Annotated in this window: 22 protein-coding genes; 12 read left to right on the top strand and 10 right to left on the bottom strand. The window is 63.9% G+C overall.

The window, feature by feature from the left end; genetic code table 11:
- Positions 1-9: 9 nt before the first annotated feature.
- Both BV82_RS23945 and BV82_RS23940 read right to left on the bottom strand, forming a co-directional pair.
- A complete protein-coding gene (locus BV82_RS23945) occupies positions 10-804 on the bottom strand; it encodes a TSUP family transporter (RefSeq protein ID WP_010222825.1) in 795 nt (264 codons plus the stop codon).
- Between the two features lie 17 nt (positions 805-821).
- Entirely contained in the window at positions 822-1,865 is a 1,044-nt protein-coding gene (locus tag BV82_RS23940; protein ID WP_036997012.1) for a TauD/TfdA family dioxygenase, read from the bottom strand.
- A gap of 295 nt (positions 1,866-2,160) precedes the next feature.
- Between BV82_RS23940 and BV82_RS23935 the strand changes: the two genes are divergently transcribed.
- Complete coding sequence (locus BV82_RS23935) at positions 2,161-3,045, top strand: sugar nucleotide-binding protein (RefSeq protein WP_036997010.1); 885 nt, start codon at positions 2,161-2,163, stop codon at positions 3,043-3,045.
- Positions 3,038-3,967 carry an NAD-dependent epimerase/dehydratase family protein gene (locus BV82_RS23930; RefSeq protein ID WP_010222828.1) on the top strand — a complete coding sequence of 310 codons (930 nt, stop codon included), beginning with the start codon at positions 3,038-3,040 and terminating at the stop codon, positions 3,965-3,967. The genes BV82_RS23935 and BV82_RS23930 overlap by 8 nt, the downstream gene beginning before the upstream one ends.
- A 78-nt stretch (positions 3,968-4,045) precedes the next feature.
- Here the strand turns inward: BV82_RS23930 and BV82_RS23925 are convergent, their stop codons facing one another.
- The 5 genes from BV82_RS23925 to BV82_RS23905 form a co-directional block, all read right to left on the bottom strand.
- The gene (locus tag BV82_RS23925) at positions 4,046-4,729 is read right to left on the bottom strand and encodes an OmpW/AlkL family protein (protein WP_010222829.1); all 684 of its coding nucleotides are present in this window, start codon (positions 4,727-4,729) and stop codon (positions 4,046-4,048) included.
- 110 nt (positions 4,730-4,839) lie between these two features.
- A complete protein-coding gene (locus BV82_RS23920) occupies positions 4,840-5,355 on the bottom strand; it encodes a DUF3299 domain-containing protein (RefSeq protein ID WP_036997008.1) in 516 nt (171 codons plus the stop codon).
- A gap of 8 nt (positions 5,356-5,363) precedes the next feature.
- Entirely contained in the window at positions 5,364-6,629 is a 1,266-nt protein-coding gene (locus tag BV82_RS23915) for an ABC transporter permease (RefSeq protein WP_036997007.1), read from the bottom strand.
- Positions 6,629-7,348, bottom strand: a complete 720-nt coding sequence (locus tag BV82_RS23910; RefSeq protein WP_010222832.1) for an ABC transporter ATP-binding protein — start codon at positions 7,346-7,348, stop codon at positions 6,629-6,631. Before BV82_RS23910 ends, BV82_RS23915 begins: the two co-directional genes overlap by 1 nt.
- Before the next feature lie 46 nt (positions 7,349-7,394).
- Positions 7,395-7,973 carry a DUF2796 domain-containing protein gene (locus BV82_RS23905; protein WP_036997006.1) on the bottom strand — a complete coding sequence of 193 codons (579 nt, stop codon included), beginning with the start codon at positions 7,971-7,973 and terminating at the stop codon, positions 7,395-7,397.
- Between the two features lie 132 nt (positions 7,974-8,105).
- On the opposite strand from BV82_RS23905, the gene BV82_RS23900 reads away from it, so the two are divergent.
- Entirely contained in the window at positions 8,106-8,450 is a 345-nt protein-coding gene (locus BV82_RS23900; RefSeq protein WP_010222834.1) for a hypothetical protein, read from the top strand.
- Positions 8,451-8,516: 66 nt separating this feature from the next.
- Here BV82_RS23900 and trxA read toward each other — a convergent pair whose 3' ends face one another.
- The 3 genes from trxA to BV82_RS23885 are packed head-to-tail and all read right to left on the bottom strand — an operon-like array spanning position 8,517 to position 10,526.
- Entirely contained in the window at positions 8,517-9,389 is an 873-nt protein-coding gene (trxA, locus tag BV82_RS23895; protein ID WP_036997004.1) for a thioredoxin, read from the bottom strand.
- A gap of 31 nt (positions 9,390-9,420) precedes the next feature.
- On the bottom strand, positions 9,421-10,080 hold the full coding sequence (locus BV82_RS23890; protein WP_036997002.1) for a class I SAM-dependent methyltransferase: 660 nt from the start codon (positions 10,078-10,080) through the stop codon (positions 9,421-9,423).
- Complete coding sequence (locus BV82_RS23885; protein WP_026001297.1) at positions 10,080-10,526, bottom strand: hypothetical protein; 447 nt, start codon at positions 10,524-10,526, stop codon at positions 10,080-10,082. The genes BV82_RS23890 and BV82_RS23885 overlap by 1 nt, the downstream gene beginning before the upstream one ends.
- A 107-nt stretch (positions 10,527-10,633) precedes the next feature.
- Here BV82_RS23885 and nrdR point away from each other — a divergent pair, with 107 nt between their 5' ends.
- The 9 genes from nrdR (at position 10,634) to BV82_RS23840 (ending at position 17,367) form a co-directional block, all read left to right on the top strand.
- Positions 10,634-11,098 (top strand): transcriptional regulator NrdR, encoded by a 465-nt coding sequence (nrdR, locus tag BV82_RS23880; protein WP_010222838.1) that lies wholly within the window; start codon positions 10,634-10,636, stop codon positions 11,096-11,098.
- Positions 11,099-11,100: 2 nt separating this feature from the next.
- Entirely contained in the window at positions 11,101-12,231 is a 1,131-nt protein-coding gene (ribD, locus tag BV82_RS23875) for a bifunctional diaminohydroxyphosphoribosylaminopyrimidine deaminase/5-amino-6-(5-phosphoribosylamino)uracil reductase RibD (RefSeq protein ID WP_010222839.1), read from the top strand.
- 45 nt (positions 12,232-12,276) lie between these two features.
- Positions 12,277-12,942, top strand: coding sequence for a riboflavin synthase (locus BV82_RS23870; protein WP_010222840.1), 666 nt, complete (start codon positions 12,277-12,279; stop codon positions 12,940-12,942).
- An 18-nt stretch (positions 12,943-12,960) separates the two neighbouring features.
- Entirely contained in the window at positions 12,961-14,055 is a 1,095-nt protein-coding gene (gene ribBA / locus BV82_RS23865; protein ID WP_010222841.1) for a bifunctional 3,4-dihydroxy-2-butanone-4-phosphate synthase/GTP cyclohydrolase II, read from the top strand.
- Positions 14,056-14,144: 89 nt separating this feature from the next.
- On the top strand, positions 14,145-14,621 hold the full coding sequence (ribH, locus tag BV82_RS23860; RefSeq protein ID WP_010222842.1) for a 6,7-dimethyl-8-ribityllumazine synthase: 477 nt from the start codon (positions 14,145-14,147) through the stop codon (positions 14,619-14,621).
- Positions 14,618-15,118: a transcription antitermination factor NusB gene (gene nusB / locus BV82_RS23855; protein WP_010222843.1), complete on the top strand. Its 501-nt coding sequence runs from the start codon at positions 14,618-14,620 to the stop codon at positions 15,116-15,118. Before ribH ends, nusB begins: the two co-directional genes overlap by 4 nt.
- Before the next feature lie 18 nt (positions 15,119-15,136).
- Positions 15,137-16,102 carry a thiamine-phosphate kinase gene (thiL, locus tag BV82_RS23850; RefSeq protein WP_036997000.1) on the top strand — a complete coding sequence of 322 codons (966 nt, stop codon included), beginning with the start codon at positions 15,137-15,139 and terminating at the stop codon, positions 16,100-16,102.
- Entirely contained in the window at positions 16,099-16,602 is a 504-nt protein-coding gene (locus BV82_RS23845; protein ID WP_036996998.1) for a phosphatidylglycerophosphatase A family protein, read from the top strand. The genes thiL and BV82_RS23845 overlap by 4 nt, the downstream gene beginning before the upstream one ends.
- Before the next feature lie 12 nt (positions 16,603-16,614).
- Positions 16,615-17,367, top strand: coding sequence for a substrate-binding periplasmic protein (locus tag BV82_RS23840; protein ID WP_010222847.1), 753 nt, complete (start codon positions 16,615-16,617; stop codon positions 17,365-17,367).
- The last annotated feature ends 92 nt before the right edge of the window (positions 17,368-17,459 follow it).

Here is a 17,459-nt window from a genome sequence, read left to right as displayed (position 1 = left end):
GGACACCGCCTAGAGGAACTGATGATGCAGCCATTCGCCAAGTGGGTTGCCGGTGCTGAGCAACAGCTTGAGAGCCATGATGCAGCATACGCAGACCAGCAGCGGCTTGATCAGTTTAGGACCGAAATGCACCGCGCAGCGAGCCCCCAGTTGCGCGCCGACGAAGGCCGCGCAGGCCATCGCCAGGGCCAGGGGCCAGACGATGGCCCCGCTGAGCGAAAACACCGACAGCGCGCCGAGGTTGCAGGCGGCATTGAGCAGCTTGCTGTTGCATACCGCACGTAGCATCGGCTGGCCAAGCAGGATCACGCAGGCAACCATGAAAAACGAACCCACCCCCGGGCCGAACACCCCGTCGTAGAAGCCGATCACAGGCGCCACCGCCAGGCAGAACAGGCTGATCGAAATCCTCGCCTTGCGCTGCTGCTCGTCCGGCTTGGGGCTGAAGGCAAAGTAGGCGGCCACCAGGATCAGCAACACCGGTACGCAGGCCTGTAGGAAGCTCTTGGGCACCAGGCTGACCGACAACGCCCCCAGGGCGCCGCCGGCAAACGACATGGCGGCCATCGGCAGGCCGCGCTTCCAGTCGATCATGCCCTTGCGGGCGAAGGCAACCGTGGCCGAGACCGTGGCCGATGCGGCCTGGAACTTGTTGGTGGCGATCGCCGCCAGCGGGTCGATGCCGGCAACGAACAGCACCGGCAGGGTGATCAGGCCGCCACCGCCGGCGATGGCGTCGAAAAAGCCGGCCATCAGCGCCACCGACGCCAGGGTCAGCAACAGGGTGATATCAATTTCCATCATCTGGGTGGTTTCCTTGTTCAGCCACGCACCAGCAGCGGGTCGTCATTGAGCACTACCGGGCTCGCGAAGCGCGAGTACCCGAACAGGCGCACCAGCAGGCGCCGGTTGTCCTGGAGAATGTCGCGCCCGTGCAGGGCGCGGTTGTTGTTGACCAGCAATGCGGTGTCGGGCTGGAGCACGAACGGCAAGGGCTGGGCGTCCCTGACCAGGGCCTGGAAGGCGTCGAATGCGCGGGCGGCAGCGTCGCTGGCGTGATCGTTGAGCGAGAAACGATACGAGTTGTAGCGCAGGCTGAAACCGCCATTGGGATCGAATTGCAGCATGGTAGTGGCCTTGCCGGCATCGCCTTGGCCGGCCACGAAGCAGTCGCTGCGGGTGAAGTCGAAGGACGCCGAAGTCAGCGCCAGTGCATGCAGGCTGCCCAATTGTTCGAGGATGCCGCGCAGCGGGATGATCCGGGTCGGTTCGTTGGCCGGGTTCCAGCGGGCGGAGAGGATCAGCGCCGAGGGGGCGGGCGAGCGGCCTTCACGGGCGACAACCGAGCAGTTGTAGGGGGCTTCGGTGTGCGGCCCCAGGCGCAGTCCGGCGTGAGAGCTGAGTTCGATCCGGGTGTTGTGCTCCTCGCCGGGCCGGGGCACGCTGCCGCCACCTTTGAAGTTACCGACCAGGCGCACAATCTGGCCCTCGTTATCGATATCGAAGGCAAAAGCACGGTAGCTCGCCAGCGCCAGCAGCAACTGGTTACGCGAGGCCAGGTACAGGCAGCGTTCGCTCTGGGCCAGGGTGGCCAGTTGCGGCAGGTGTTCGGGCACAGGGTCGCTCCCCGGGCAGGTCATCTGCGAACACATCAGGGCTGACAGCTGGCCATCGGCAAAGCGTTGCAGAACAGCTTTCTGGCTGGCATCGAGGATAGGCTGCAGGCGCTGCGCCCACTGGCGGGCCTGGCTGGCGACGCCGGGTGCCTGAGGGCCGCCGAGGTCTGCGAGATACTGGCTGGCAGCAGCCAGCGTGCGGGCCTGGTCCTGATCGAATTTCAGGTACGCGACTTCCGAATCCTGCATGGGAAACATTCCTTTGTTATTGGTTTTATCTGGCAATCCGTGCCGGCCGGGTGTCAGGCTGAGCGTCTGGCCTCCGGCGAACGAATAAGCTAACTATCCTCCTGGTTAATCCATTCAGGGCAGTCAGCTAATTCCGGGCGCAGTATAGGCAGTTTCCGGATTTGTGTAAGTGCAGAATATTCTTCAGCCTTGACGCAATGCCGCGCGAGCTGCGCACCCCTGTGTTGGACTTCCCCTGCCGGAAACCGCAAAATGAAGGCTTTCTTCCAATAATCTGATCGGACCTGCTGACTCTATGCGAATGCGCCTGATGCTGTTGGGTGGTGGAAGTGCCCTCGGGCAAGCGCTGATTCGACTCGGGGCCGAGGAAGATATCGGCTTTCTGGCGCCACGCCCGCCGGACAGCGGCTGGGATCCGGCCAGCCTGACCCAGCTGCTCGACGATACCCGCCCCGATGCGCTGATCAACCTGGCCTACTATTTCGACTGGTTCCAGGCCGAAGCGGTCAGCGAGCAGCGCCTGGCCCAGCAGGAGCGCGCCGTCGAGCGCCTGTCCGAACTGTGTCAGCACCACAACATCATTCTTGTCCAGCCGTCCAGCTACCGGGTCTTCGATGGCTCGCGGGCCACCGCCTACAGCGAGAAGGACGAACCGGTGCCGTTGGGCCTGCGTGGCCAGGCCCTGTGGCGCATCGAGCAGAGCGTGCGCGCCACCTGCCCGCAACATGTGCTGTTGCGCTTTGGCTGGGTCCTTGATGAGAGCATTGATGGTGTGCTCGGGCGCTTTCTGACCCGCGCCGAGCAACCGCAGGAGTTGTTGCTGGCCGATGACCGGCGTGGCAACCCGACACCGGTGGATGACGCCGCGCGGGTCATCCTTTCAGTGCTCAAGCAGCTCGATTGCGCCGCACCTTTGTGGGGTACCTATCACTACGCCGGCAACGAGGCGACCACGCCGCTGGCGCTGGGACAGGCTATCCTCACTGAAGCTGCCCAGTTGCATAAGCTGGCGGTCCAGGCACCGACTGCGCAGGCCCACGCCGCGCGCCCGGACGCCAGTGAAGAACCGCAGCATGCCGTGCTGGCCTGCAAGAAAATTCTCCATACCTTTGGCATCAAGCCTCGCGCCTGGCGCGCCGGTTTGCCGCCCTTACTGGATCGTTTCTATCGTCATGGCTGATGCCCCTATTCTGATCACCGGCGGTGCCGGCTTCATTGGTTCCCACCTCAGCGATGCGCTGCTGGAAAAAGGCTATGCGGTGCGCATCCTCGACGACCTGTCGTCCGGCAAGCGCAGCAACCTGCAGATGGACAACCCGCGTCTGCAACTGGTCGAAGGCGATGTCGCCGATGCCGAACTGGTCAAACGCGCTGCGGCCGGTTGCCAGGCTGTCGTGCACCTGGCCGCTGTCGCCTCGGTGCAAGCCTCGGTGGATGACCCGGTGAAAACCCACCAGAGCAACTTCATCGGCACCCTCAATGTTTGCGAGGCCATGCGCCTGAACGGCATCAAGCGCGTGCTGTTTGCCTCCAGCGCCGCGGTCTACGGCAACAACGGCGAGGGTCAGTCAATCGATGAAGACACCGTCAAGGCGCCGTTGACGCCTTATGCCGTGGACAAGCTGGCCAGTGAGCAGTACCTGGACTTCTACCGTCGCCAGCATGGTCTGGAACCGGTGGTGTTCCGTTTCTTCAATATCTTCGGCCCACGCCAGGATCCGTCCTCGCCATATTCCGGGGTCATCAGCATTTTCTGCGAGCGTGCCTTGAACGGTACGCCGATAACCTTGTTTGGCGATGGCGAGCAGACCCGCGACTTTCTTTATGTCGGCGATCTGGTCTCGGTAATGGTCCAGGCACTGGAGATGGCAGCAGTCGCAGAGGGGGCGGTGAACATTGGCCTGAATCAGGCAACTTCATTGAACCAGTTGCTGGCGGCGCTGAAGTCGGTGGTCGGTGATCTGCCAGCGATCAGCTACGGGCCGGCGCGTTCGGGTGACATTCGCCATTCGCGGGCGAACAATCAGCGCTTGCTGACGCGCTTTGACGTTCCCGAGCCGACGCCATTGGTGGTCGGGCTGGCGCGTCTGCTAGGACGCTGAAAAGCATCGCGGGGCAAGCCCGCTCCTACATGTCTTTGTAGGAGCGGGCTTGCCCCGCGATGTGCGTTTAGACGACGCTTAGAACTTGTAACCCACGCCAACCATGTAGACCCATGGATCGACATCCACGTCGACCTTGGTCTTGCCGACGCCCAGGGCGCTTGGGCCGTCGATGGTGGCCTTGGTGTCGATGTCGATGTACCAGACCGCGGCGTTGATCAGGAAGTTGTCGTTGATCATGTAGTCCATGCCCAACTGACCCGCCAGGCCGACCGAATCTTTCAACTTCATGTTGCTGAAGCCTTGAGCCTTGCGGTTGCTGCTCAGGTCTTCGTCAAAGAACATGGTGTAGTTCAGACCGATACCGGCATAAGGCTGGAACTTCGACGAAGCTTCCATCGGGTAGTACTGCAGCGACAGGGTCGGTGGCAGTTGCTTGATGTCGCCCAGCTTGCCGTCCAGGCCAGCGCCCAGGCCCTTGACGCCAACGGTGTGCTGGAACGGGGTGGCGGCCAGCAGCTCGAGGCCGATATGGTCGGTCAGCATGTAGGCGAAGGCCAGGCCCAGCTGGGTGTCGCTGTCCAGGGTTGCCTTGGTGCCGGACATCTTGGTGCCGTCTAGCTTGATGTCGCCGCTGTTTTCGTTGGGAGCGGTGGTGATCGCGCCGGCACGCAGGATGAAGTCGCCAGCCTGGTGGGCGTGGGCAACAGGGGCTGCAAGCGCCAGAGCAACGAGCGAGGCGCCAAGCAAGGACTTGTTCATGGAAGCTCCCAAAGGACGTTTAGAATTTAATGAGTCCAATGGTAAGGAGCTGACGGACGGCGATTTTTGATTCAGCTCAATGAAATCGCTAAAGCCCTGCAAGCGGCCATTTATTCTAGCTCGTATGCGTAAATTTTCTCGGCTTCCATCTGATACCCGGCATCGGCCAGCTCACTGCTGGTGGCCTTGACCTGCATCTGGCCTTCGATCCAGTAAGGCTGGTAGAGGTCTTCGACCTTCACCCCGATCTCGCTGAAGATGTGAACGATCTGGTTCGATGGCGGTGGCGGCACATGGATGCAGGCGCCGTAGTAGGGCACCAGCAGGAACTCGGTGGTGCGGCCTGCCTCGCTGACTTCCAGCGGCACGATATAGCCCGGCAGTTTTACCTGTTGGCCATCCAGGGCCTTGACCACCGGGGCATTCGGTGCGGTTTGCCGCGCTGCTGGCGCCGCTTCCGCGGCCAGGGCATCGCTCAACTGCGAGAGGTCGTGCAGCGGCGCCAACTGCGGCTGGATCACCGGCGCCCCGGCCGGGATCAGTTGCTGCCATTCCAGGGTACGGGGTTCGGCCGCCCATGAAGGGGCGGCGATCAACAGCAGTGACAGCAGCAGGGCGCGGGTCATCGAAGTGCTCACAGGTGAATGGACAGGCCGTCGGCCAGTGACTGACGATAGGCGCGCCAGGCCGGCACGCTGCCCATCAGCAGGGCGGCGCCAAGAATGATGCCGAGCAGGGCCCACTCGTGGGCGCTGGGCCAGGCCAGCGGCAGCAACAGGCCGTAGTTGGCTTGCACGTAGCCCTGAGCCAGGGCGATGCCGGCGTACAGCAAGCCCAGCCCGGCGACGATACCCGCCAGCGCCAGGGCCAGCGCTTCGAGCACCAGCAGCCCGGCAATGTGCCAGGGGCGGGCGCCCACCGAGCGCAGGATGGCCATTTCCCGGCGCCGCTCATTGAGGCTGGTGAGGATCGCCGTGAGCATGCCGATCAGGCCAGTCAGCACCACAAACAGCGAGACCACGAACAGCGCCTGCTCGGCAGTCCCCATCAGGCTCCAGAGCTCTTGCAGGGCTACGCCCGGAAGGATCGCCAGCAGCGGTTCGCCGCGGTAGTCGTTGATTTCCCGTTGCAGGCTGAAGGTGGCCACCTTGTTGTTCAGGCCGAGCATGAAGGCGGTGATGGCTGCGGGCTTGAGGTCCATGTTGCGCGCCTGCTCGGCGCTGATGCGCCCAGCGCCGCGGGCCGGCATGCCGTTGTGCCAGTCGATGTGGATGGCTTCCATCCCGCCCAGGCTGATGTGCAAAGTACGGTCGACGGGAGTGCCGGTGCGTTGCAGCACGCCGACCACGGTGAAGGGTTTGTCGTCGTGCTTGACCAGGCTGATGGCCGCCACACCATGGGCCAGCACCAGCTTGTCGCCAAGTCTGTAGTGCAGGGCGTCGGCCACTTCAGCCCCCAGCACCACCTCGAACGGATCACTGGCAAAGGCTCGGCCTTCGGCCAGTTGCAGGTTCTGCTTGCGGCCGTACTGGTAGTGCTCGAAGTAGCGCGCGTCGGTCCCCATTACCCGGTAGCCGCGGTGCGAATCGCCCAGGGAGATGGGGATGGCCCACTTCACCCGTTTGTCGCTGGCGTAGTGCTCGAAGCTTTCCCAGCGGATGTTGTTGGTGGCGTTGCCGATGCGAAACACCGAGTACAGCAGCAGGTTCACCGAACCTGAACGGGCGCCGACGATCAGGTCGGTGCCGCTGATGGTGCTGGCAAAACTGGCGCGGGCTTCGGTGCGCACCCGCTCGACCGCCAGCAGCAGGCAGACTGACAGGGCGATGGCGAAGGCGGTCAAAAACGCGGTGAAGCGGCGGTTGGCCAGGCTGGCCAGGGCAAGGCGGAGCAGGTACATCAGGCCTCCAGGTCGTTGCCCGGCTGCGCCGCGCGGTTGAGTTCGGCAAGGGACAACTGACGGTCGAACAGTGGCGCCAGGCTCTGGTCGTGGCTGACGAACAGCAGGCTGGAGCCGGCCGCACGGCACTCGGCGAACAGCAGGCGGATGAAGGCTTCACGGGTGTCGGCATCGAGGGCCGACGTCGGCTCGTCAGCGATCACCAGTTCCGGCTGGCCGATCAATGCCCGGGCGGCGGCGACACGCTGCTGCTGGCCGATCGACAGGCTGTCGGCACGGCGCGCGAGCAGCGCCGGGTCCTTCAATCCCAGATGCGCGAGCAGGCTGGCGGCGGCCTGGTCGATGCTGCCGTGGCGCTCGGCGGCGCGTTGCGCGCGGCTGCGCGAGAAGCGACAGGGCAGTTCGACGTTCTCCCGTACCGAGAGGAACGGCAGCAGGTTGAACTGCTGGAAAATGTAGCCGGTGTGATCGACCCGGAAGCGGTCGCGGGCGGCCAGCTTCAATTCGCTCAAGTCCTGGCCGAGCAGGCGGATGCTGCCGCGATCGGGCTTTTGCACGCCACCGAGCAGGCCGAGCAGGGTAGTCTTGCCGCTGCCGCTGGGGCCTTTGAGAAACAGCGATTCGCCAGCGTCCAGGCGCAGGGCGGGAATATCCAGCAAGGGGGCTTGGCCCGGCCAGGCAAAGCCCAGGTCGGTCAGTTCAATCAGTGCCTGGCTCATAAATGAACGCCCGGGTTACCCCGGGCGTTTCGCTGCAAAAGGGCTATCAGAAGTTGATCGTGGCCTTGGCCGGGGTCGCTTCGACACCTTGCTGGCCGTTCGGTCCGATCAGTTGTAGCGCAATTTTCCGGGTGGCAGGGAAGGCGTTGAACAACGGGCTCAGGTCGAGGCTCTTGAGCTCGCCAGGATTGTCGCAGGCCAGCCGGTAATGGGCATGGACTTCACTGTGGTCATGGCCTTCGTGCTCGTCGCCATCGTCATCGGCTGCCGGTTTGTCGCCAAACAGCGGGCTTTCCAGCGCTTGATCACTTTCGCTGCAGTTGGCCGCCTTGGCCAGGCCGAACAGGGCCAATGGTTTTTCCAATTGTGTGCGCACACTCGCGACCTTGGCCTTGTCGGCGACGCTGGTGGCCGGGTGCTCAAAGCCCACCAGATTCATCGCCGGGCTGTCCAGCTCCAGCTCCAGGGTCTTGTCGTCCAGTACCACATTCAGGCGGGCGACGCCGTGCTCATGGGTGGCGAGGCTGCCATGGGCGTGGTCATGATCATGGTCGTGATCGTCGTGGGCATGAGCGACGGCCAGGGGCAACAAGGCAAACGGCAAGGCAAGCAACAGACGACGCATGGATGGACTCCGCGGAGGCACTGGATGGGTTTGGTAATGTTATAACAACTTGTTCGGCGCGCGCCAGTGTGCTTGGCGATGAGGCGTTGGCGTGGGAGCATGGGCCCATTGATTGCGTACAAGGACAACCCCATGCGAATTCGCGGACACATCGGCGACTGGCCGGTAGACCTGACCCTGGAGCTGGACCCGGCGGAATGGGCGCAACTGGGCGGTCAGTTGGCTGCTGTGGCGCCAGCGCCAGCGCTGGCTACCGCTCCCGTGGCAGCGGCGCGGCCGGATGATGCGCTATGGCAGGCGGCGCGCGAGGTGCTGCGCAAGGCCGGGCAGCTCAACGGGCCGGAGTTGCTTGAACATCTGGAAGGGTTGGCGGGCAATACTGCGGCGGGCAAGCGGCTGCTGGTGCGCCTGCGCCACAGTGCCGAGGTGAAGGTGGAAAGCGGGGCGGACGCGCCGGTTTATCACTGGCTGGGGTGACAAGGGTATCGCGGGGCAAGCCCGCTCCTACAAAATCAGTAGGAGCGGGCTTGCCCCGTGATCAATTCAATACAAGGCAGCAAACAACTTGCGGCGGTAGGTGCCGACCAGCGGATGGTCATTACCCAGCAGGTCGAACACCTGCAGCAAGGTCTTGTGCGGCAGCCCGCTGTCATAGCCACGGTTGCGCTTGAACAGCTTGAGCAAGCCTTCCAGCGCCGCCTCGTACTGCTGGCGCGACAACTGCTGGATGCACAACTGGTACGCGGCTTCATCATCTTCGCCATTCTGCGCCAGGCGCGCTTTCAGGTCGGCGACTTCCGGCAGGTTGGCGGCCAGGCCCAGGAAGGTCAGCTGCGCCTTGGCGCCGGCGAGGGCGGCCTTGTGCTCATCGCTCTTGACCGAGTCGAGCACGATCTGCGCCTCACCCAGCTCGCCCCGTTCAGCCAGGCAGCGGGCGTAGAGGATCAGCGCGCCGGCATTGCTGTTGTCTTCAGTGAGCAGTGCCTTGAGGGTGCTCTCGGCTTCGCTGAAGCGCCCTTCGGCAAACAGTGCCTGGGCCTGTTCCAGCGGGTCGGCGGCAGCGGGTGGCGGCAGTTTTACGTGGGGTTCGAGCAGGGCGCGAATCGCCGACTCCGGTTGGGCGCCGGCAAAGCCGTCCACCGGCTGGCCATCCTTGAACAGCACCACGGTCGGCAGGCTGCGGATACCGAAGCGGGCGACGATGTCCTGCTCGATATCGCAGTTGACCTTGGCCAGCAGCAGTTCGCCCTGGTAGCTCTCGGTGATCTGCGCCAGCAGCGGCATCAGCGCCTTGCACGGTGCGCACCACTCGGCCCAGAAGTCGACCAGCACCGGTTTGTGGAAAGAGTTCTGGAGCACCGACTGATCGAAATCGGCGGCAGTGGCGTCGAAAATGTACGGGGTAGCAGGGTTCATCGCGACTCTCGAAAATCCGTGAATGGCATCACTATAAAGGCTGGCGGCTGGCGTGGTACAGGCTGACCCGGCGGAATTCGTGGGGCTCGGCCAGGTCCGGCAGGGTCAGGGCATCGAGCACACCCAGCGACTGGTACAGCGGATGGCTGAAGTCCCGTACCCGTGAGTCGGCCACCAGGGCCTGCTGGCCACGGCTGAGGAATTCATCCAGCAGCGGCAGGTTGGCGCGGTCGTAGAGCACGTCGGCGACCAGGATCAGGTCAAAACGGTCGGCTTCCTGGAAGAAGTCGCTGGAATAGCTCAGTTCCACTTCGTTGAGCGCGGCATTGGCCCGGCAGGCCTGCAGCGCCAGTGGGTCGAGATCGCAGGCGACCACTTCACGCGCGCCGGCCTTGGCTGCGGCAATGCCGGCAATGCCGGAGCCTGCGCCAAAGTCCAGTACCCGCTTACCCTCGACCCAGTGCCGATGCTGGTCCAGATAGCGCGCCATGGCCAGGCCGCTGGCCCAGCAGAAGCTCCAGTACGGCGGCTCGTGGAGGATGCGCCGGGTTTCTTCGGCGCTGAAGGCGCGGTCCATGTTCTGGGCATCGATCAACCACAACTTGAGCGCGCACTCGGGCAGTTCACTGACCACCAGTTGCGCGTCACCCAGCAGTTCACTCAAGGCCTGTTGCAGCGGCGCCGGTGCCATCATGGCGCCTTTTCGAAGCGCAACGGGCCGGTGGCCTGGGTTTGGGCCTGGGCGATACGCAGCGGCGGCAGGTGCAGAATCAGTTGCCCGGATTTGCTCGCGCGGCCACGCAGTTCGACCCGCGCACCGGCCGGGAAGGCCTCGGGGTTGAAGCGCAGGCGAAACGGCAGGTCCAGGCCATTGCCGCTGAGCGTGCTGCTGGCCAGCAGGCCTTGCGGGCGCCCCCGTTCATCGATCACCAGCAGGGCCAGTTCGACTTCGGCGCCCACCGGAATATTGAGCAAGGTCCCGCTCAGCTCGCGCTGATAGGCCGGCAAAGGCCCGAGCTCTTTGGCCGGTTTGCTTGCTACAGGGGCTTTGGGCGCCGCTGCAGGCTGGGGTTTATCGCTGCTGCACGCGGCCAGCACGGCGGCAAAACTGAGCACGACAAGCGCTCTTAATGGCATGGGGAATTCCTTCGCGGCATATTTCCTCACTGGATGGTAACCCCTTTGGCTTGTCTTGCCAGTGGGATGCGCTACCATGGCCCTCCCTTTTTTTGTTGCCTGCCACCATGCACTGTCCCTTCTGCGGTGCCAACGACACCAAGGTCATCGACTCGCGACTGGTTGCCGAGGGCGAGCAAGTGCGCCGTCGGCGCGAATGCGTTGCCTGCGGTGAGCGCTTCACCACCTTCGAAACCGCCGAACTGGTTCTGCCCCGGCTGATCAAGCAGGACGGCAGCCGCCAGCCCTTCGACGAGGAAAAACTGCGCGCGGGTATGCAGCGCGCCCTGGAAAAACGCCCGGTCAGTGTCGAGCGCCTGGAAGCGGCGCTGGCGCATATCAAGCACAAGTTGCGGGCCACCGGCGAGCGCGAGATCAAGTCGCTGGTCGTCGGCGAACTGGTCATGGCCGAGCTGCAGAAGCTCGATGAGGTCGCCTATATCCGCTTCGCCTCCGTGTACCGGCGTTTCCAGGACCTCAACGAGTTCCGTGAAGAAATCGACCGCCTGGCCCGCGTGCCGGCTAAAGAGTGAGCATGTCCAGCGAACGCGCGGTACTTGATGCGCACTACATGGCCCGGGCCATCGAGTTGGCCCGCAAGGGCCTGTACTCCACCCACCCGAACCCGCGCGTCGGTTGTGTGATCGTCCGTGACGGCCAGGTCGTCGGCGAAGGCTGGCACGTGCGTGCCGGCGAACCCCATGCCGAAGTATACGCGTTGCGCCAGGCCGGCGAGCTGGCCCGTGGCGCTTGTGCGTACGTCACCCTTGAGCCATGCAGCCACCACGGGCGCACGCCGCCCTGTGCCGAGGCGCTGGTCAAGGCCGGCGTGGCGCGGGTGGTGGCGGCCATGCAGGATCCTAATCCGCAGGTTGCCGGCCAAGGCCTCAAGCGCCTGGCTGATGCGGGTATCGAGGTTGCCAGCGGTGTGCTCGAAGCCGAGGCCCGCACCTTGAACCCGGGCTTTCTCAAGCGCATGGAGCACGGCCTGCCGTTCGTGCGGGCCAAGCTTGCGATGAGCCTGGACGGGCGCACGGCCATGGCCAGTGGCGAGAGCCAGTGGATTACCGGCCCGGCGGCGCGCTCGGCGGTGCAGCGCTTGCGTGCGCGCTCAAGCGTGGTGCTGACCAGCGCCGAAAGCGTACTGGCCGACAACGCGCGGATGACCGTGCGCGGTGACGAGCTCGGGCTGGACCCGCAAACCACCGCGCTGGCCCTGGCCCGTGCGCCGCTACGGGTGTTGATCGACGGCCGTTTGCGTGTGCCGCTCGATGCGCCATTTTTTCAAGCCGGGCCGGCCCTGGTGGTAACCGCCGCCGAAGCCGACTCGCGTTATGCCCAGGCCGGCCATGAGCTGCTGCGCCTGCCCGGCAGTGAGGGGCGCGTCGACTTGCCGGCATTGATGCTCGAGCTGGCAGCCCGTGGGGTCAATGAAGTGCTGGTCGAGGCCGGTGCCGGCCTGGTCGGTGCCTTTGCCCGCCAAGGCCTGATCGACGAGTACCAGATTTTTGTCGCCGGGCGCATTCTCGGCTCCAGTGCCCGGCCGTTACTCGACTGGCCACTGGAAACCATGAGCCAGGCGCCCTATTTGCAGATCACCGAAATGCGCGCGGTAGGCGATGACTGGCGAGTCACGGCCGTGCCGAAGCCCGCGCCCGGCGTATAATTTGCGGCTAGCACCCCGCGCAGCCCTGTTCTCGAGGAGGACTCCATGTTCACCGGCATCATCGAATCGATTGGCAGCATCCGTTCCCTGACCCCCAAGGGTGGTGACGTGCGGGTGTATGTCGAAACCGGCAAGCTCGACCTGGGCGACGTCAAGCTGGGCGACAGCATCGCCGTCAACGGCGTGTGCCTGACCGCGGTCGAGCTGCCTGGCGATGGCTTCTGGGCCGACGTCAGCCGCGAAACCCTCGACTGCACCGCCTTCAACGAGCTCAAAAGCGGCAGCCGGGTCAACCTGGAAAAGGCCCTGACGCCGACCACCCGCCTGGGCGGTCACCTGGTCAGCGGCCATGTCGACGGCGTTGGCGAAGTGGTGTCGCGCAGCGATAACGCCCGCGCCATCCAGTTCCGCATTCGTGCCCCCAAAGAGCTGGCCAAGTACATTGCCCACAAGGGCTCGATCACCGTCGACGGTACCAGCCTGACAGTGAACGTCGTCGATGGCGCCGAGTTCGAGCTGACCATCGTCCCGCACACCCTGGCCGAAACCATCATGGCCGACTACCGTCCAGGTCGTCGGGTGAACCTTGAGGTCGACCTGCTGGCACGTTACCTGGAGCGTCTGCTGCTGGGTGACAAGGCCGCCGAGCCGAGCAAAGGCAGCGGTATCACCGAAAGTTTCCTGGCCGCCAACGGCTACCTGAAATCCTGATTTGAAAGGGGGTGCCCAGTGGCGCTCAACAGTATCGAAGAACTGGTCGAAGACATCCGCCAGGGCAAAATGGTCATCCTCATGGATGACGAAGACCGCGAGAACGAAGGCGACCTGATCATGGCCGCCGAGTGCTGCAAGGCCGAGCACATCAACTTCATGGCCAAGCACGCCCGCGGCCTGATCTGCATGCCAATGTCGCGCGAGCGCTGCGAAACGCTCAAGCTGCCGCTGATGGCGCCGCGCAATGGCTCGGGCTTCGGCACCAAGTTCACCGTGTCGATCGAGGCCGCCACCGGGGTTACCACCGGCATTTCCGCTGCCGACCGCGCACGCACCGTACAGGCGGCCGCCGCCCGTGATGCCAAGGCCGAAGACATCGTCAGCCCTGGCCACATCTTCCCGTTGATGGCCCAGCCGGGCGGTACCCTGGCCCGTGCCGGCCACACCGAAGCTGCCTGCGACCTGGCGCGCATGGCCGGTTTCGAGCCGAGCGGGGTGATCTGCGAGGTGATGAACGACGACGGCACCATGTCCCGTCGCGCCGAACTGGAAACCTTCGCCGCCGAACACAACATCAAGATCGGCACCATCGCCGACCTGATCCACTACCGGATGATCCACGAACGTACCGTTCAGCGGGTTTCCGAGCAGCCGCTGGACAGCGAACTGGGGCATTTCAACCTGGTCACCTACCGTGATTCGGTCGAGGGCGACGTGCACATGGCGCTGACCCTGGGCAACATCTGCGCCGAAGAGCCGACCCTGGTACGGGTGCACAACATGGACCCGCTGCGCGACCTGCTGATGGTCAAGCAACCGGGCCGCTGGAGCCTGCGCGCGGCCATGAGCGCCGTTGCAGACGCTGGCAGCGGTGTGGTGCTGCTGCTCGGTCACCCGCTCGATGGCGACGTGCTGCTGGCGCACATTCGTGAGAGCGCCGATGCTGCATCGCAGGCGAAAACCCCGACCACCTACAGCACCGTTGGTGCCGGTTCGCAGATCCTGCGTGACCTCGGCGTGCGCAAAATGCGCCTGATGAGTTCGCCAATGAAGTTCAATGCGATATCCGGATTCGATCTGGAAGTTGTAGAATACGTGCCCTCCGAATAAAGCAGGCGGTTTGTCGCGCTGCCATTCGTGTCCCAAACCCCCACAGGCCGCCCGTTTGCGGCCTGGCTCTTTAAGATGAGAACTCCGGAATGACCCTGAAGACCATCGAAGGTACCTTCATCGCCCCCAAAGGTCGCTATGCTTTGGTGGTTGGCCGCTTCAACAGCTTCGTCGTCGAAAGCCTGGTGAGCGGTGCCGTTGACGCCCTGGTTCGCCACGGTGTGAACGAAAGCGACATCACCATCATCCGTGCCCCGGGTGCCTTCGAAATCCCGCTGGTGGCACAGAAAGTCGCCCAGCAAAGCGAATATGCCGCGATCATCGCCCTTGGCGCAGTGATCCGTGGCGGTACCCCGCACTTTGAGTATGTCGCGGGCGAATGCACCAAGGGCCTGGCCCAGGTGTCCATGGAGTTCGGCGTGCCGGTCTCCTTCGGTGTCCTGACCGTCGACTCGATCGAACAGGCCATTGAGCGTTCCGGCACCAAGGCCGGCAACAAGGGCGCCGAAGCTGCCCTGTCCGCTCTGGAAATGGTCAGCCTGCTGGCGCAGTTGGAGGCCAAGTGATTAGCGACGAAAGCGATCGTTTCAACCCGCGCGATCCAAAACCTGCGGATGCTGGCAAGCCATCGAAAAGCGCCAAGCGTCGCGAAGCCCGTCAGCTCGCGACTCAGGCCCTGTACCAATGGCACATGGCCAAGCAGTCGCTGAACGAGATCGAAGCGCAGTTCCGGGTCGATAACGATTTCACCGATGTCGACGGCGCCTACTTCCGCGAAATCCTTCACGGGGTTCCTGCGAAAAAAGTCGAAATCGACGAAGCGCTGAAGCCGTGCCTGGACCTGGCCCTTGAAGAGCTCGATCCGGTTGAACTGGCGGTGCTGCGCCTGTCCACCTGGGAGTTCATGATGCGCGTCGATGTCCCGTACCGCGTTGTGATCAACGAAGGTGTGGAACTGGCCAAAGTGTTTGGCGCCACCGACGGCCACAAGTTCGTCAACGGTGTGCTCGACAAGCTGGCACCACGCCTGCGTGAAGCCGAAGTCAAGGCGTTCAAGCGCTGATTGCGGCGCTCTGTGCCAATGGGTGAGTTCGAGCTGATCCGTCATTACTTCGCCGCCGCGTCCTGTGCGCAAGGCGGTGAAGGCGTGGCGCTGGGCATTGGCGATGATTGCGCCTTGCTCAGCGTGCCGCCGGGCGAACAGCTGGCGATCTCCACCGACACGCTGGTGGCCGGGGTGCATTTCCCGGCTGTCTGCGACCCTTTTCTGCTCGGTCAGCGTTCGCTGGCCGTCGCGGCCAGTGACCTGGCGGCCATGGGCGCCACGCCCATCGGTTTTACCCTTGCCCTGACCCTGCCGGAGGTTCGCGCCGACTGGCTGCAAGCCTATGCCCGCGGTTTGAACCAGATGGCTGAAAACTGCCAGCTGAGCCTGATTGGCGGCGATACCACCCGTGGCCCGCTAAGCCTGACCATGACCGTGTTTGGCCGCGTGCCGGCCGGCCAAGCCTTGACCCGCAGCGGTGCGCGGGCAGGTGATCTGCTTTGCGTCGGCGGCGATCTGGGCAATGCCGCAGGCGCCTTGACGCTGGTGCTGGGTGAGCGCTTGGCCGATGCTGCCCAGGCCGAGCCCTTGCTTGGCCATTACTGGTCACCGCAACCGCAACTGGCGTTGGGCCAGGCGTTGCTCGGCAAGGCTACGGCGGCACTGGATATTTCCGACGGCCTGCTCGCCGATTGCGGGCATATCGCCAAGGCATCGCACCTGGCATTGCAGGTCGAGCTGGAGCGGCTGCCGTTGTCGGCTGCCCTGCAGGCTTTGCTCGGCCGCAAAGGCGCGCAACAGGCGGCACTGGCCGGGGGCGATGATTACGTCCTGGCCTTCACCCTGCCCGAAGCCGAACTGGCGCCCCTGCTGGCGGCCGGCTGGCCCATCCATGTGGTCGGGCGCGCCAGTGCCGGCAGCGGCGTGCGCCTGCTCGATGATTGCGGCCAAGACATCACCCCGCAGATCCGGGGCTATCAACATTTTAAGGAGACACCGTGACCGATCACCCCAAACAGGTGCCTGCGGAGTTCGTTCCGCCGTCGGTCTGGCGCAACCCCTGGCACTTCCTGGCCTTCGGCTTCGGTTCCGGGACCTTGCCCAAGGCGCCGGGAACCTGGGGCTCGCTGGTGGCTCTGCCTTTTATCCCGTTGTGGCAGATGCTGCCCGACTGGGGCTACTGGCTGATGCTCGGCCTGACCATGCTGTTCGGCGTCTGGTTGTGTGGCAAGGTCGCCGATGACCTGAAAGTGCACGACCATGAAGGGATCGTCTGGGACGAAATGGTCGGCATGTGGATTACCCTGTGGTTGGTGCCAGAAGGTTGGCTCTGGCTGCTGGCGGGTTTCTTGATGTTCCGTTTCTTCGACATCCTCAAGCCCTGGCCGATTCGCTGGGTTGACCGTCATGTCCATGGCGGGGTCGGGATCATGCTCGACGATGTGCTGGCAGGCGTATTTGCCTGGCTGGGCATGCAGGTCCTGGTATGGAGTTTCACCTGAGGGAGCGGGGCGATGACGGGATGGCGGCTGTTGCTGTTGCTGCTGGTTGTGACAGCGGGTGTGGTCAAGGCGGCAGACGCACCCTTGGCGATGCCTGGCCAGGTCCGTCTGGTCAGTGAGGAGTGGCTCGACTACACCAACGCCGATGGCAGTGGCCTGGCCTGGGACGTGCTGCGCAAGGTGTTCGAACCCGCCGGGGTCAAGGTCCGCACCCAAGGTGCGCCGTACAGCCGCGCGGTAGGCCTGGTCAAACGCGGTGAAGCGGATGCCTGGGTCGGCTCCTATCACGAAGAAAACGCCGACAACCTCTACCCGCGCTGGCATTTCGATATGGATCATATCTATGCCCTGGGCCTGGCCAGCCGTCCGGTCCCCAGCCAGCAGAACCTCGGCCAATACCGTCTGGCCTGGGTGCGCGGCTATGACTACAAGAACTACCTGCCCAATGTCGGCCATTTCCGTGAGATCCAGCGCCGGGAAGGGATCCTGCCGATGCTTGAGCATGATCGTGTCGACTTCTATATCGATGCCCTGACCGAAGTCGACAATGTACTCGGTCAGGCTGCCAAGCCTGAATTGTTCCGCCGCAGCCACCTGGCCGAGCTGCCGCTGTACCTGGCCTTTGGCCGCACCGCCGAGGGCAAGGCATTGCGTGCCTTGTTCGATCAGCGTATGGACAAACTGGTGGCCAGTGGTGAATTACGAGCGATTTTCGCGCACTGGCAACAGCCATATCCATTCGACGGGGCGGGCAAGCGCCACTAGGCGTTATCGAACTTCTCGATCTGTTTGCCCAGTAATTCAGCCTAAGCAGCCGCGCCACGCTGCTGATACAATCGGCCCACGTCAATTTTCAA

This window comes from Pseudomonas donghuensis, from assembly GCF_000696345.2.
GTDB lineage: Bacteria > Pseudomonadota > Gammaproteobacteria > Pseudomonadales > Pseudomonadaceae > Aquipseudomonas > Aquipseudomonas donghuensis.
The sequence above is the reverse complement of the archived record's forward strand: the minus strand, read 5'-3'. Positions and strand labels throughout refer to the sequence as shown.

Excerpts from the sequence above, each read along its gene's own strand:
- BV82_RS23945 (WP_010222825.1), bottom strand. The coding sequence starts at position 804 with ATGATGGAAATTGATATCACCCTGTTGCTGACCCTGGCGTCGGTGGCG.
- BV82_RS23940 (WP_036997012.1), bottom strand. The coding sequence starts at position 1,865 with ATGCAGGATTCGGAAGTCGCGTACCTGAAATTCGATCAGGACCAGGCC.
- BV82_RS23935 (WP_036997010.1), top strand. The coding sequence starts at position 2,161 with ATGCGAATGCGCCTGATGCTGTTGGGTGGTGGAAGTGCCCTCGGGCAA.
- BV82_RS23930 (WP_010222828.1), top strand. The coding sequence starts at position 3,038 with ATGGCTGATGCCCCTATTCTGATCACCGGCGGTGCCGGCTTCATTGGT.
- BV82_RS23925 (WP_010222829.1), bottom strand. The coding sequence starts at position 4,729 with ATGAACAAGTCCTTGCTTGGCGCCTCGCTCGTTGCTCTGGCGCTTGCA.
- BV82_RS23920 (WP_036997008.1), bottom strand. The coding sequence starts at position 5,355 with ATGACCCGCGCCCTGCTGCTGTCACTGCTGTTGATCGCCGCCCCTTCA.
- BV82_RS23915 (WP_036997007.1), bottom strand. The coding sequence starts at position 6,629 with ATGTACCTGCTCCGCCTTGCCCTGGCCAGCCTGGCCAACCGCCGCTTC.
- BV82_RS23910 (WP_010222832.1), bottom strand. The coding sequence starts at position 7,348 with ATGAGCCAGGCACTGATTGAACTGACCGACCTGGGCTTTGCCTGGCCG.
- BV82_RS23905 (WP_036997006.1), bottom strand. The coding sequence starts at position 7,973 with ATGCGTCGTCTGTTGCTTGCCTTGCCGTTTGCCTTGTTGCCCCTGGCC.
- BV82_RS23900 (WP_010222834.1), top strand. The coding sequence starts at position 8,106 with ATGCGAATTCGCGGACACATCGGCGACTGGCCGGTAGACCTGACCCTG.
- trxA (WP_036997004.1), bottom strand. The coding sequence starts at position 9,389 with ATGAACCCTGCTACCCCGTACATTTTCGACGCCACTGCCGCCGATTTC.
- BV82_RS23890 (WP_036997002.1), bottom strand. The coding sequence starts at position 10,080 with ATGGCACCGGCGCCGCTGCAACAGGCCTTGAGTGAACTGCTGGGTGAC.
- BV82_RS23885 (WP_026001297.1), bottom strand. The coding sequence starts at position 10,526 with ATGCCATTAAGAGCGCTTGTCGTGCTCAGTTTTGCCGCCGTGCTGGCC.
- nrdR (WP_010222838.1), top strand. The coding sequence starts at position 10,634 with ATGCACTGTCCCTTCTGCGGTGCCAACGACACCAAGGTCATCGACTCG.
- ribD (WP_010222839.1), top strand. The coding sequence starts at position 11,101 with ATGTCCAGCGAACGCGCGGTACTTGATGCGCACTACATGGCCCGGGCC.
- BV82_RS23870 (WP_010222840.1), top strand. The coding sequence starts at position 12,277 with ATGTTCACCGGCATCATCGAATCGATTGGCAGCATCCGTTCCCTGACC.
- ribH (WP_010222842.1), top strand. The coding sequence starts at position 14,145 with ATGACCCTGAAGACCATCGAAGGTACCTTCATCGCCCCCAAAGGTCGC.
- thiL (WP_036997000.1), top strand. The coding sequence starts at position 15,137 with ATGGGTGAGTTCGAGCTGATCCGTCATTACTTCGCCGCCGCGTCCTGT.
- BV82_RS23840 (WP_010222847.1), top strand. The coding sequence starts at position 16,615 with ATGACGGGATGGCGGCTGTTGCTGTTGCTGCTGGTTGTGACAGCGGGT.